12 protein-coding genes and 2 pseudogenes are annotated in these 11587 nt (G+C 70.5%); 11 read left to right on the forward strand and 3 right to left on the reverse strand.

From position 1 onward, the window contains the following. Positions 1 to 194 (forward strand): annotated as a pseudogene (locus tag ACFV1W_RS27960) (hypothetical protein); the annotation flags it as partial. Between the two features lie 357 nt (positions 195 to 551). On the opposite strand, the gene ACFV1W_RS27965 reads toward ACFV1W_RS27960, so the two are convergent. Then, the gene (locus tag ACFV1W_RS27965) at positions 552 to 1124 is read right to left on the reverse strand and encodes a TetR/AcrR family transcriptional regulator (RefSeq protein ID WP_380420010.1); all 573 of its coding nucleotides are present in this window, start codon (positions 1122 to 1124) and stop codon (positions 552 to 554) included. A 66-nt stretch (positions 1125 to 1190) separates the two neighbouring features. On the opposite strand from ACFV1W_RS27965, the gene ACFV1W_RS27970 reads away from it, so the two are divergent. The 4 genes from ACFV1W_RS27970 (at position 1191) to ACFV1W_RS27985 (ending at position 4061) form a co-directional block, all read left to right on the forward strand. Beyond that, positions 1191 to 2162 carry an SDR family NAD(P)-dependent oxidoreductase gene (locus ACFV1W_RS27970; RefSeq protein ID WP_380420054.1) on the forward strand — a complete coding sequence of 324 codons (972 nt, stop codon included), beginning with the start codon at positions 1191 to 1193 and terminating at the stop codon, positions 2160 to 2162. 483 nt (positions 2163 to 2645) lie between these two features. Beyond that, the gene (locus tag ACFV1W_RS27975; protein WP_380420011.1) at positions 2646 to 2837 is read left to right on the forward strand and encodes a hypothetical protein; all 192 of its coding nucleotides are present in this window, start codon (positions 2646 to 2648) and stop codon (positions 2835 to 2837) included. 355 nt (positions 2838 to 3192) lie between these two features. Further along, positions 3193 to 3471: an SHOCT domain-containing protein gene (locus ACFV1W_RS27980; protein WP_380420012.1), complete on the forward strand. Its 279-nt coding sequence runs from the start codon at positions 3193 to 3195 to the stop codon at positions 3469 to 3471. Continuing rightward, positions 3468 to 4061, forward strand: a complete 594-nt coding sequence (locus ACFV1W_RS27985) for a sulfocyanin-like copper-binding protein (protein ID WP_380420013.1) — start codon at positions 3468 to 3470, stop codon at positions 4059 to 4061. Before ACFV1W_RS27980 ends, ACFV1W_RS27985 begins: the two co-directional genes overlap by 4 nt. A gap of 295 nt (positions 4062 to 4356) precedes the next feature. Here ACFV1W_RS27985 and ACFV1W_RS27990 read toward each other — a convergent pair whose 3' ends face one another. Further along, on the reverse strand, positions 4357 to 4764 hold the full coding sequence (locus ACFV1W_RS27990) for a ferritin family protein (protein WP_380420014.1): 408 nt from the start codon (positions 4762 to 4764) through the stop codon (positions 4357 to 4359). Here ACFV1W_RS27990 and ACFV1W_RS27995 point away from each other — a divergent pair. The 4 genes from ACFV1W_RS27995 to ACFV1W_RS28010 all read left to right on the forward strand — a co-directional run bounded on the left by ACFV1W_RS27995 (position 4676) and on the right by ACFV1W_RS28010 (position 8386). Then, complete coding sequence (locus ACFV1W_RS27995) at positions 4676 to 5056, forward strand: hypothetical protein (protein ID WP_380420057.1); 381 nt, start codon at positions 4676 to 4678, stop codon at positions 5054 to 5056. The genes ACFV1W_RS27990 and ACFV1W_RS27995 overlap by 89 nt on opposite strands. Continuing rightward, positions 5053 to 6486, forward strand: coding sequence for a ferredoxin (locus ACFV1W_RS28000; RefSeq protein WP_380420015.1), 1434 nt, complete (start codon positions 5053 to 5055; stop codon positions 6484 to 6486). Before ACFV1W_RS27995 ends, ACFV1W_RS28000 begins: the two co-directional genes overlap by 4 nt. Positions 6487 to 6561: 75 nt before the next feature. Continuing rightward, positions 6562 to 7275, forward strand: a complete 714-nt coding sequence (locus tag ACFV1W_RS28005) for a VIT1/CCC1 transporter family protein (RefSeq protein WP_380420016.1) — start codon at positions 6562 to 6564, stop codon at positions 7273 to 7275. A gap of 457 nt (positions 7276 to 7732) precedes the next feature. Continuing rightward, complete coding sequence (locus ACFV1W_RS28010) at positions 7733 to 8386, forward strand: RICIN domain-containing protein (protein ID WP_380420017.1); 654 nt, start codon at positions 7733 to 7735, stop codon at positions 8384 to 8386. Here ACFV1W_RS28010 and ACFV1W_RS28015 read toward each other — a convergent pair whose 3' ends face one another. Next, positions 8387 to 9118 (reverse strand): ISAs1 family transposase, encoded by a 732-nt coding sequence (locus ACFV1W_RS28015; RefSeq protein WP_380420018.1) that lies wholly within the window; start codon positions 9116 to 9118, stop codon positions 8387 to 8389. Positions 9119 to 10613: 1495 nt separating this feature from the next. Between ACFV1W_RS28015 and ACFV1W_RS28020 the strand changes: the two genes are divergently transcribed. Both ACFV1W_RS28020 and ACFV1W_RS28025 read left to right on the forward strand, forming a co-directional pair. Then, positions 10614 to 10952: a hypothetical protein gene (locus ACFV1W_RS28020; protein ID WP_380420019.1), complete on the forward strand. Its 339-nt coding sequence runs from the start codon at positions 10614 to 10616 to the stop codon at positions 10950 to 10952. Between the two features lie 39 nt (positions 10953 to 10991). Further along, positions 10992 to 11263: pseudogene (locus ACFV1W_RS28025) on the forward strand (hypothetical protein). Positions 11264 to 11587 lie beyond the last annotated feature (324 nt).

The following is an 11587-nucleotide window of genomic DNA, read 5'->3' on the forward strand; positions in this document are numbered from 1 at the left end:
CGCCCCCTCAGGGCGTCGGCCGGGGGCGCTCTGCCCGACGCGACGGGCTCGACCCCTCCCGGCTCCCCACCGGCCTGCGGGCCGACAGCGCACTTCCCGGAGCACTCGACGTCCGCCTCGACAGTCGTGCCACCCAGGGCCGGCTCCGGACCAGGCTCCGCGGCGCCCGCCAGTTCCTCGCCGCGGGGACGTGAGCCCCTCTTCCAAAGCGATGCGATCACCCACGCTCAGACTCCGGTGAGACTGCGCAGACCGCGATGGGACGGGACAGTTCCGGAGCTGTGGGCCGTCCCTACCGCGTAACCCCGGTTCCGCGAGAGCCAACTCGGCTGAGAACAGCACCGACGCCGTTCCCACACCACCTGGCAGCTCTGCAGGTCGGAGAGCCATCCGCTGCCAACTCGGATGAGACGGGACAGTGAGCCTTTGCCTTGCGCAGGCAGTTCGGTGTCGCTTCGCAGGCGGCCTTCTCGTCGCTCCTGCCACCGTCGGCCGAATGTTCGGCTAGGACCGTAGGTTCCGGCTCTGGGTACGCGGCGTGCCGCATGTCTTCAGTGCACCAGGAGATCGACGGCGACCTTCAGGCGTTCGAGGTAGAACTCCCGCGACTCGGCCTGGTGCTTGAGGCCGATCGATGTGCTGATCATCGTCTGCGCTACGAGGGCGGCCCGTTTCTGGCCTGAGTCGACGGCGATCGCCTCCGTGATCAGCTCCTCGAAACGCCGTGGAGCGGTCTGTGCGATCTCTCCGAGGAGGTCGGGGTTGTCCTCGACAACCACGGCGACATCGCGGGCCATCGGGCCGACGTAGCGGCCCGCCCATCGGTCGAAGGCTTCGAGGAGACGTTGCGGAAGCGGGCGGTCGACATCGCTCAGGACGTGTTCGACCGCCGCGATGTCGCGTTCCAATGCTTGGGTGACCGCTGCACGGAACAGGGCTTCTTTCGAGGAGAAGAGGAAGTAGAGCCCTGGGCGTGAGATGTGTGCTGCCCGCGCCACTTCCTCCATCGAGGTCTTCCGGTAGCCGAATCGAGCGAACGTGGCCAGGGCGGAGTCCAAAACCGTGGTCCGACGGTCGGCCTCGGTGGGCGGCGATGCCAGGGGGTCGGCCTCGGGGCTGCTCATGGGGCGATCGTAGAGGGCAGGAGTCTTGCTATACAACTTCAGTCAAGTGTGTATAGCCTCGGCGCCATGGCAGCTCGCGAACCTCTCTCCACGTCCTTCACCGCCGCCACCACGGCCGCCGAGGTGGTGCGGGACGTTGACCTCACCGGTGTCCGGGCGATCGTGACGGGAGCTTCCTCTGGAATCGGGATCGAGACGGCTCGCGCGTTGACCGAGGCCGGGGCACGGGTGACACTCGCCGTGCGGAACACGGCCGCGGGTGACGCCGTCGCCGCAACGATCGAGAGCTCGACCGGACGGATCCGTCCACGGGTTGTCCGGCTGGACCTCGCCGACAGGGCCACCGTCGCGTCCTTCGTCGAGGCGTGGAGCGGCCCGCTTCATCTGCTGATCAACAACGCGGGCGTGGTGACGGGCGGCCTCGAACGAACCCGCGAAGGTTGGGAGTTGCAGTTCGCGACAAACCACCTGGGTCATCTCGCCCTCGCCATGGGCCTGCACGACGCCTTGGCCCTCGGAGCGTCCGAGCGTGACGGGGCACGGATCATCTCGGTCAGTTCGACGGCGCACATGCGTTCCGGCATCGACTTCGACGACCTCCACTTCGAGCGGCGCCGCTACGATCCGCAGATCGCCTACGCCCAGTCGAAGACGGCGAACTCCCTGTTCGCCGTCGAGGCGACCCGCCTGTGGGCGTCTGATGGCATCGTCGCCAATGCGGTGAATCCCGGTGGTGTCGCGACGGGTCTGCAGCGGAACTTCACCGCGCAGCAGAAGCGTTCACTCGATGCGGCCGAGGCCGCCGGAGTCTTCACGTACAAGACGCTCCAGCAGGGAGCCGCCACCACGATGGTCGCGGCCGTCGCCCCGCAGTTCGCCCACTCCGGAGGCCGCTACCTCGATGATTCGCAGGAGGCCTACACCGTGCCGAACGACGCCGACCTCGCGCAACATCCGCACGGCGTCAAGGAGTGGGCACTCGATCCCGCTCTCGCCAAGCGCCTCTGGGCGGTCTCGACCGACCTGCTCAGCACCTGATCTCCCGACGCCACGGCACCGCGCGCCCGCCTTCCGGACGGCGACAAACCGGAAGAAGCGCCATGATCCCTGAGCTCGGCATCCCCGATCCGTCTCACCAAATCCGGCAATCCGCAGCTCGGCCCAGTCGCGTCCGCCGTGATCAGTGAGACCGGACACCGAACCGGCCGCCGGTGCCGGCCAGGGCGCCGCAGCGGGCGATGAGACCGGCGCGGTCGCCAGTGCACCCGCCGGCCGCGCCATCATTTCCCCGCGCGTCGAATCAAGCGGCGCCGGCCCGGCGGCTGCCCGCTCCGCCGTTTCCCCGCGCGTCGAAACGGACCCGGCTGCGCCGGCCGCGCCCGTCGCGCAGCGGCCGCAACTGGTCGACACCCTGCTGCAGGATCTGCTCCTGGCTCTGGCGCCTGAGCGCACCTCCTCCTCGCCGCTCGCCCGCGGCCTGGGGCCCCGACGTCCACGTGGAGTATCGACGGGAGCGACCTGGTGGTGGAGGGCTGGAGCAGCACTCCGGACCTGTTCGCCGTCCGTGACCCGAACCGGCGGCTGCTGGGCTGGGTCGAGGCGCTCGGCGACGGCTGGGGCACCTACAGCCAGGGCCGCCTGATCATCGACGCCGCCGACGGCGATCCCTGGCTCTCCACGGACGCCCCCACGCCGTCGCCCTGCCAGAGGTAGCCGGCGTGGTTGAGCCGGTCGTTCTTCACCCACCGACGGGTGATGCCGGACTTCTTGGCCGGCGGTGCTCTGGACGGGGCCGTACGATCCCGGTCCGAAAGGTCCACCTCAAGGAGTTCCTCCGCAAGCGCTCCGGAGGCCACACCCCGCCAGTCGACCTGATCACCCTGATGATGGAGCTGCCCCACTGCGCAACCCCTCCAGCGCCGCGGCTCTCCCCGCCGCTCGGCAACCAACCGAGACGCTCTTTCCCATGGAACAGGGCTGACCGGGAGCCACACGCCTCTTGCCCCGGCAGTCGGCCACCAGCCAGCGTGGAACCAGGAGCGCCACCGGCCGAGGGAAGGTGATCGGCATGATGTGGTACGGCGGCTGGGGCTGGGGCTGGGGCGGCTGGCTCGTGATGGCTGTCTTCATGGTGCTGTTCTGGGCACTGGTGATCGCCGGGATCGTCGCGCTCGTCCACTACCTCACGGGCGCCCGCCGCGGCCCCCAGTCGGGCCCGCCCCCCTCCGGAGAGCCAGGCCCGGGAAGCAGACGGGCTGAGGACCTGCTCGCCGAGCGGTTCGCCCGCGGGGAGATCGACGAGGACGAGTACCGACGGCGGATGGCGGCGCTGCGGGAGCACCGGTGAGCATCCAGGCGGGAGGCCGGCGCGGAATGTGGCTGGTCATCGCCGCAGCGGTCGCCGCGCTGGTACTGGGCATCGCCACCACAGCACTCATCGCCGCCACCAGCGGCCACCACGGTCCAGGACCCGCGCCGTGGCCGGCGCCCGCCGCCCAGTGCAACGCTCCCGCGCTGCCGGGCCGCGTGGTCGAGGTGACCGCGGGGGACAGGGGGCCGGGCATGATGAGCGGCGGCCCGGGCAGGCACATGGCCATGATGCGCCTGCAGGCAAGTGCGAACTCGGTCCCGGCGGGCGAGGTGTCACTGCTGGTGCTCAACGCGGGCGCACTCACCCACGAGGTGATCGTCCTACCCCTCCCCGCGGGCCAAGCCGCCGGTGAGCGCCCCGTCGGCCCCGACGGGCGGATCGACGAGACGGGCAGCCTCGCCGAGGCATCGCAGACCTGTGGCCCGGGCGCCGGAGAAGGGATCCGCCCCGGCGCGACGGCCTGGACCACGACGACCCTGCAACCCGGCCGCTACGAGCTGATCTGCAATCTCCCCGGCCACTACACCGCCGGCATGTACACCGAGCTCGACGTCACTAGCCCGTAGGAGAGGCGAGGCGGCGCCGGAACGGCCGTGGGCGGCGTGCGCGGACCGTGGCGGATGGTTTCTCCACGGCCGTCCACGCGTCATCGACATCGCGACCGCATCCGGCCGCACCGTCGCCGACGTCCTCACTCTTGCCGCCTCCGTCGACCAGTTCTCACCCCCCGTAGTTCTTCCTCGCGCGCTGACCGAACGGAGAAGTCGGTGGTGTTCGGGTCGACCACCACCGACTTGTCCGGCACTGTCCGGTGTGCTCCCGGAGGGGTGTCACTCATCCGGGACGGGGTGCTCATCACTGTCAGCCGAGGCCCTTGCGGGCGGTCGGGAATGACTGGGCGTGGTCGGCTTCGTCGGTGGCGTTGTGCTGGAAGAGGGTGGCCGCGGCGGTGTCGCCGGCCGCCTTGGCCTGGCGGGCGAAGGTCGGGTACATGCCGGTGCGGAGCGCGGCGAGTGCGGCCTTGTACGCGGCCTGGTGGGTTGCCTCGTCCTTGGCGATCTCGGTGAAGAGGTCGGCGGCGGCGGTGTCGCCGGCTGCCTTGGCCTGGCGGGCGAAGGTCGGGTACATGGTGGTGGACTCGTACCCCTCGCCGGGGATGGCGTTGGTGAGGTTGGCCTCGTTGCCGCCCACGAGGCCGCTCAGCGCGGCTTCCTGGGCGAAGTGCTCGCCCAGCTCCACGGCGGCCGCCTTCCGGAAGAGGTCGGCCACGGCCGGCCGGCCGCCGGTCGGCCTGTTCCACGCGGCCGGCACCGGCACCGACACCCGCCTGCCGCCGCAACTGTGGCTCTACGCCGTCTGCCTGGCCGCGGTGGCCGCCGCCGCAGGCTGGCGGCTCTACCGGGCTGGGCCCGGCCACATCGCGGCGCGTCTGAGTGCCGGTCTCCTGGTCGTGGCCGTACCGCTGCCGGCCACCGCGTTCCTGGCCACCGGACCGCTGCAACCCGGCTGGTCCCACCGCGCCGCGGCCCTCTCCGTCACCGTCCTCGGAGGCATCCGATGAACCCCGCACCGGCCCGCGCGCTCACCGAGCCGAGCACCATTCTGCGGCTGCTGGACAGCTGGTCCGCCACTGGCAGGCCACTTGGTCTCATCGAGTACCTTCGATACCACGGCCCCGTACCCCGGCCGGTCCGAGCGCTGATCGAATTCGTCGAGGAGGCCGGGCTGACCGGGCGAGGCGGGGCCGGGTTCCCCACCGGACGCAAGCCCCGCGCTGTCGCCGAGGGGCGCTGCCGGGCCGTGGTCGTCGCCAACGCCATGGAGAGCGAGCCACTCAGCCGAAAAGACCAGACGCTGCTGGCCACCGTCCCCCACCTCGTCCTGGACGGCGCGGTCCTGGCCGCCCAGGCCGTCGGCGCCGACCGCATCCACCTGTGCCTGCCGCGCACCCGCGCCACCCAACTGCACACCCTGGCCGCCGCAGTCGACGAACGCCGAAGCGCCGGACTCGATCCGCTCCCCATCCAGGTGGAGGCGCTCCCGCACGGCTACGTCACCAGCGAATCCACCGCCCCGGTCCACTGGCTGGGCGGCGGCACCGCCCGCCCTACCAGCTCCCCGCCCCGCACCCACCAGAAGGGCGTCAGGGGACGGCCCACCCTCGTCCAAAACGTCGAAACCCTCGCCCACGTCGCCCTGATCGCCCGCCACGGCGCCGACTGGTTCCGGCAGGCCGGCACCGCCGCTTCACCCGGCACCACCCTGGTCACCGTAGCGGGAGCCGTCCACCGCCCTGGTGTCCTCGAAACCGAACCCGGCACCCCCGTCGGAACACTCCTCCGGCAAGCCGGCGGCCCGGACCAGCCGCTCCAAGCCATCCTGCTCGGCGGCTTCGCCGGCACCTGGCTCAGTGCCCCGCAGGCCCTCGGCCTTCCGTTCAGCCAGGAGGGTCTCGCCCCACAGTCCACACCCGGAGCCGGCGTCATCGCCGCCCTGCCGCAGGACGTCTGCCCGCTCGCCGAGACCGTCCGCATCCTCGCCTACCTCGCCGCTCACCCCCGACCTCCTCGACCGCCTCCAGCACCGGATCGGCCTGCTGCCCGGACGCGGCGCCTGCCGCCACCCCGACGGCGCCGCCCGCCTCGCCGCCAGCGCCCTCACCACCTTCCCCACCGACGTCGACCACCACCTGCGCCACGGCCACTGCCGACGCCCCACCACCCTGCCCGTCCCATCCGCCACCCGAACGGAGCACTGGACATGACCGCCGCCGACCGCGAGACCCTGCGCATCGACCGGATCGCCTGCACCGGCCACGGCCAGTGCGCGGAACTGCTCCCCGAACTCCTCACCCTCGACGAATGGGGCTACCCCGTCCAGCACGACGGCACCATCCCGCCCGACCTGCACGCTCCCGCCCACCGCGCCGTCCGGGGCTGCCCACGACTCGCCGTGCGCACGGTCCGAGTGGTGACCCTCGCCGTGCCCTGACGGCCGCCCCGAAACGACAGCCGGCCGACTCCCCACCAAACTGATCTTGAAGACCGGACAGGAGCACCCGACCCGATGACCTTCTTCGACAGGCTCAACCCCCACCAGGAAAGCCACGCCGCCGGCCGCGCCGGCTGGCTGCGCGCCGCCGTCCTGGGAGCCAACGACGGCCTCGTCTCCGTCGCCAGCCTGATGGTGGGCCTGGCCGCCAGCGGCGCGAGCACCTCCACCGTCGTCACCGGCGGCCTCGCCGGCCTCTCCGCGGGCGCGATGGCGATGGCCGCGGGCGAGTACGTCTCCGTCAGCTCCCAGGTCGACGTCGAAACTGCGGACCGCGCCAAGGAGGCCCGCGAGCTCGCCGAGGCACCGGAGGCCGAACTCGCCGAACTCACCGCCATCTACGAGGGCCGGGGCGTCCCGCCCGACCTCGCCCGGCAGGTCGCCGAGGCCCTGCACGAGGCCGACCCGCTCCAGGCCCACCTGCGCGACGAACTCGGCCACAGCGAGCACACCGCCGCCAACCCCCTCCAGGCCGCGCTCGCCTCCGCCGCCAGCTTCCTCGGTGGCGGCCTCGTGCCCTTTCTCGGTCTGTTCGCCGGATCCACCACCGCGCGGCTGTGGCTGATCGTGGCTGTCACGCTCTGCGGTCTCGCCCTGGCCGGCGTCCTCGCCGCGCGGGCCGCCGGCACGAGGGTTCTCCGGCCCGCGGTGCGGGTGGTGGTCGGCGGCGGGCTCGCGATGGCCATCACCGCGGCCGTCGGCCAGATCGCCCACGTCTCCGGCGTCTGATCCGCGACCGGTCCGATCGACCGGGAGTCCCTTCTCGGATGCCCTCGGCGAAGAGATCGTGATGGTCAGTCCGCCCTCGGGCCAGGCGCTGGCGGTCAAGTGGCCGTGGGTGACGGCGCGGACGATGGACAGGCCGAGGCCCGCGCCCTCGGTGGTGCTCAAGCGGGTGTGGTCGCCGGGGTGGAAAGGTCGAGAAGCCGGTCAATGGTGGCGGGATCCGGGTGTGCTGCCGTGTGTCGGTGGTTCAGCCGCTGTGGCTTGATGGGCGCACCATCAGCCCGCCCGCCGGTTGTTCGTATTGCGCGCTGTGGGAAACGCTTCCCGCGCCCCCCAAAGGGACGATCCCCCTTAGGCAACGCCGAGTACACACTGCACATGAAAGATTGCTGACAGTGCCGCCACGCTGTCCAGGCGGCTTCCACTGTCCCCGACCATCTACATAGCAGGAGGCCTTCCCGTGCATATCCACCGCGCCCTGGGTGCCGTCAGCACAGCCGCCGGGTCGTCCGTCGCCGCAGCCGGCCCCGAACACGCCGGAACGCAGGGCACCCCCACGACTCCCGCCCCGGCTGCGGCCGGGCGTCCACGACACGGCATCATCGTGACGCGCCTGGCCGTCCTGCTCGGCCTGATGACCGCGCTGCTCGGCACGTCGGTCGCGCCCGCGAGCGCCGCGCCGGGCGACCTGGCCAGCCCGATCACCATCGTCAACTCCGCCACTAGCGGCCACCTTCTCCCCTGGGGATTCGGCGACGACCACGACGACAACATCTGGATGGTCGCCGCGAACAGCGCCACCCGCGGCGACCAGTGGACGCTCGAGGAGCTGCAGGGCGGCTACTACCTCATCCGTAACAACGCCACCGGCAAGTGCCTCAAGCCCGCCCCCTTCACCTACTTCGGCAAGACGTACGTGACCCAGGCCAGCTGCAACGACAGCTTCGAGTTCCAGTGGGGGCTGGCACACTCGGCGTTCACCGACCTGTACAAGATCGTCAACCGCTCCACGCGACAGGCCATGACGCCGTACCAGAACCTGCCCGACCAGGTCGTGGTGCTGGACAGCAACAGCAACGACGCCAAGAACTGGTGGTCCCTTACCAGCATCTGATCAGCGACACCGAGCAGGACCCGGGGGCAGCAGCCAGGACCAGGCCTGGCTACTGCCCCACTCAATCTGTGCCACCCACGCCACCCCCGATGCCAAGAGCTCCCCGACCTCGCACGGCGCCGCCCCGCACAACCTTCCCGAGGCCCGGCCGTTCACGTCGCGCGGAGCCCTGCCGCGGCTACCCGGCGCTGCCCGCGGGTCTGTAAAAGAACGGTGTAACTCCCGATCAAGGAAGTAGCACCTGATGACAGACGTGACCGTCTCCGCAGAGGCCGTGGAAGCCGTGCGGCCGGTGGAGTTGCAGCCGGACATCCTGGACGAGCAGTGCTCGCGGTCGTAGCGGCGCGCGGTAACGTCCTTCCACGGCAATGACCTGAGCTGGAGATGCAATTCGGGCTGGTTGGCCTTGACCACGAGCAGGTAGTGCGCCTTCTTCTCCTCCACCAGGAAGCGCACACGGCCGCGCTGGGCGTGCAGGGCGTCGGCCGTGACCGTGACCCCGCTCAGGTTGTAGGGCTCCAGCAGCGCGGCGAAGCAGGTGATCTCGTTGGTCTTGTCGGGCACCCGCAGCTGGGTGACGGCTCGGCCGTCGCCGGTCATCGCGGCCAACAGGTGAGCGGCGGGCGAGGTGCCGTGCCGGGAGCCCCGAGAGGCTTTCCCGTCCACCGCGATCGAGTCCGAGCCGACCGGATCGGCACCGGTCAGGCCGGCGAGGCCGCCAGGGCAGACCACGCCGATGACCCGCCGGATCGTGGCGGCGCTGGGTGCGACGCGAACGCCCAGCGCGCCTTCGACCTTGGAGCCCAGCTGATCGCGCGCCGGCGACCACCGCTGAGGCGGCGATCAGCAGCACTGCCACGAACGGGTGACGTACCCCTCGGCGCCGACGCGGATCGGGAAGCAACCGCAGCCGCTCCACCAGCGACAACCCTGCCACGCCATCCACAGGAGGCGACTTGATCAGGCAGACGGTGGCAGACTGGCGGCACATCGAAGCTCCAGCGGTACGAGGCGACTTGGGAAGGCCACCCCGTTCAACCGGAGCTTCGTTGCGTTCGTGACGGCCGAGCCCAGACGCCCTGCATCGCCGTCACCAGGGACTCACCTCATCGGGGACTTTGCAACGGCCCTGATCTCGCGGTCCCCACACATGACACTGTGTGCGCCTGGTGCTGCAGGAAGTCTGTTCGGTCAACTCTCTATCGCATGGAGCCAGGAGGACCATTTACAAGAGAGCACTGGTGAGAGAAGAGTGGGACGTGGACCTGGGGCCGTCCTCCCGTTGGGATGACCCCCGAATCGTAGCTCTTTCAACAGGTTAGCTCTAAGGGCAAAGCGAATCGCATTCAGCGCAACCAACCCGCGCCCAGGGAGTCAGCATGACAACCATGGTCCGGAGGCGAATCCCCCGGTTTATCTGCGCTTCCTGTATCGGCAGCGCACTCCTCGTATCCGCAGGCGCTACCATAGCCATAGCAGCTTCACAGCCGCCCGCGAACGCCTACGTTCAGACGGCACCTCGCAACGGAAGCGGTGGCGGGAATCTCGACAACAGCAACTCGGGCACGTCGACTGGCAAAGCCGAGTTCCATATACTCGGCGGCGATCAAGGTGACCGGCCTGGCACCAATGCTGGCAGGCAGGGCGAAATGCCCCAGGCAATCAGTCAGATTATGGCTATGACGTCAGCATATGACCAGGTGTGCCACCATTTCCAGTGCAAGGGCTGGAGCGGCTAGTCTGCAAGCAAACCATAAACGCCGCCAATCGTGCCGCCATCATTGGCTCGGCCGTTCGAGCTGCGCACCTTACGAAGGTTGTTGGTGACGACCTCGGTGCACTGGATACCGCTCTCCAGCATGCCAATGGAAAAAAGGGGTGGCCCCGCAGTCCTCAACGCAAAGAGTCAGGCGCTCAATGATATCGAACAGTGGAGGCGACCGCTTGTTTTGGCAGCCCCTTGCCCAGAATTTGCCTTCCCGCCGTTGGCTAATACTCCAGTGAGAGTTCTCCGTGTGCCCTGGTCGGCGGTCTGGGAGTTCGACGGTGACGAACCCATCCGCCAGCTGTGGATACTGGCCCGCCGCAGCATCGCCCGCAGGCGTCGGCCAGGGTGGTGACGACCTCGCCGAAGTGCTGCTCGCCGACCTGGTCGGCGACGACGAGTCGCTCAAGTGGCAGGCCGAGCGCTGCTGCGGCGGCGAGCCCGAGGTCGGGCACCGTCCTCATGGTCCGACCACCCGAGCGCCTCGCACCCCGCACCACCGCCCGCATCGACGCCCACCTACGCCGCACCGGCGCCGTCATGCTCTGCCACGGCCGCCCCTGGCCCGGCTCCGCGCTGCGCCTGGACGTCGCCGGCCGGCGGTGGTCCGGGCTCGGGGATGGGTGGGGGCAGCTCGACGGCCGGCAGGTGGAGGTGCGGGCCTTCGGCCGGGGGTCGGCGGCGCGCCCGCGCACCGCCCGGCTGTGGCTGCCGGACGCGAGCGGCGGCGTCAGCTCCGTCGGGTCCGGCGCCGCGGTTATCGGCACGCAGACGCCGACGGCCGTCGCCGCGCTGGCGTAGCCGCAGGTGGTGTCGGTGGCGGCTGGGATTCTGGGCGCCATGGACGACGAGGCGCTGATGCGAGGCCGGGTCTACGGAGCCGACCACGACGACCCCGACCCCGGACCCCGGCCGGGGCACGAGTACCGCGAGCTCGTCGGCGGGCCGCTCGACGGTCTCCTCCTGGACGTCACCGGCTGGGATGCCGAGCAACTCGACGGCGGCGCCGCGCTGGCCACCGAGATCGGCCGGTACGGCGCCGACGGCCGCGCCCACTACGAACCCCGGCCTGCGGACCCCTCCCGCTGGACTGGGCCGGCGACACGCCCTGACGTGCCGGGCTCGGCGGGCGCCCAGACAGGGGGGATGGCCTTTAGGTAGGCCGCAGAGGCAGCCACGTCGTCCAGGTGCTGAAGCTGGGTTCGGGCCTCCTCCCGATCCCCGGCCGGTAGCCCGGCCCAGAACGGGTGCGCGTAGACAGCCAGAGCGGCAACACGCTCGGCTTCCTCCAACCGCCTGGACTCGGCGCGCGCTCCTCGCTCACGCCCTCACCTACCCCGGCGGCAAGATCCGCCCACCGGGGGAGAGCTGCGAGGAAAGCGGAGCGCTCACTTCGCACGGCCACCAGCGCCTGCTGCGCTGCGCGGAGGTCCCGC

The sequence above is a fragment of the Kitasatospora sp. NPDC059648 genome (genome assembly GCF_042734825.1).
Classification (GTDB): domain Bacteria; phylum Actinomycetota; class Actinomycetes; order Streptomycetales; family Streptomycetaceae; genus Kitasatospora.

What these genes read in the sequence shown, in the direction of transcription:
- ACFV1W_RS27965 (WP_380420010.1), bottom strand. Translation starts at nt 1,124, where the DNA reads ATGAGCAGCCCCGAGGCCGACCCCCTGGCATCGCCGCCCACCGAGGCC.
- ACFV1W_RS27980 (WP_380420012.1), top strand. Translation starts at nt 3,193, where the DNA reads ATGATGTGGTACGGCGGCTGGGGCTGGGGCTGGGGCGGCTGGCTCGTG.
- ACFV1W_RS28000 (WP_380420015.1), top strand. Translation starts at nt 5,053, where the DNA reads ATGAACCCCGCACCGGCCCGCGCGCTCACCGAGCCGAGCACCATTCTG.
- ACFV1W_RS28020 (WP_380420019.1), top strand. Translation starts at nt 10,614, where the DNA reads ATGGTCCGACCACCCGAGCGCCTCGCACCCCGCACCACCGCCCGCATC.
- ACFV1W_RS28005 (WP_380420016.1), top strand. Translation starts at nt 6,562, where the DNA reads ATGACCTTCTTCGACAGGCTCAACCCCCACCAGGAAAGCCACGCCGCC.
- ACFV1W_RS27970 (WP_380420054.1), top strand. Translation starts at nt 1,191, where the DNA reads ATGGCAGCTCGCGAACCTCTCTCCACGTCCTTCACCGCCGCCACCACG.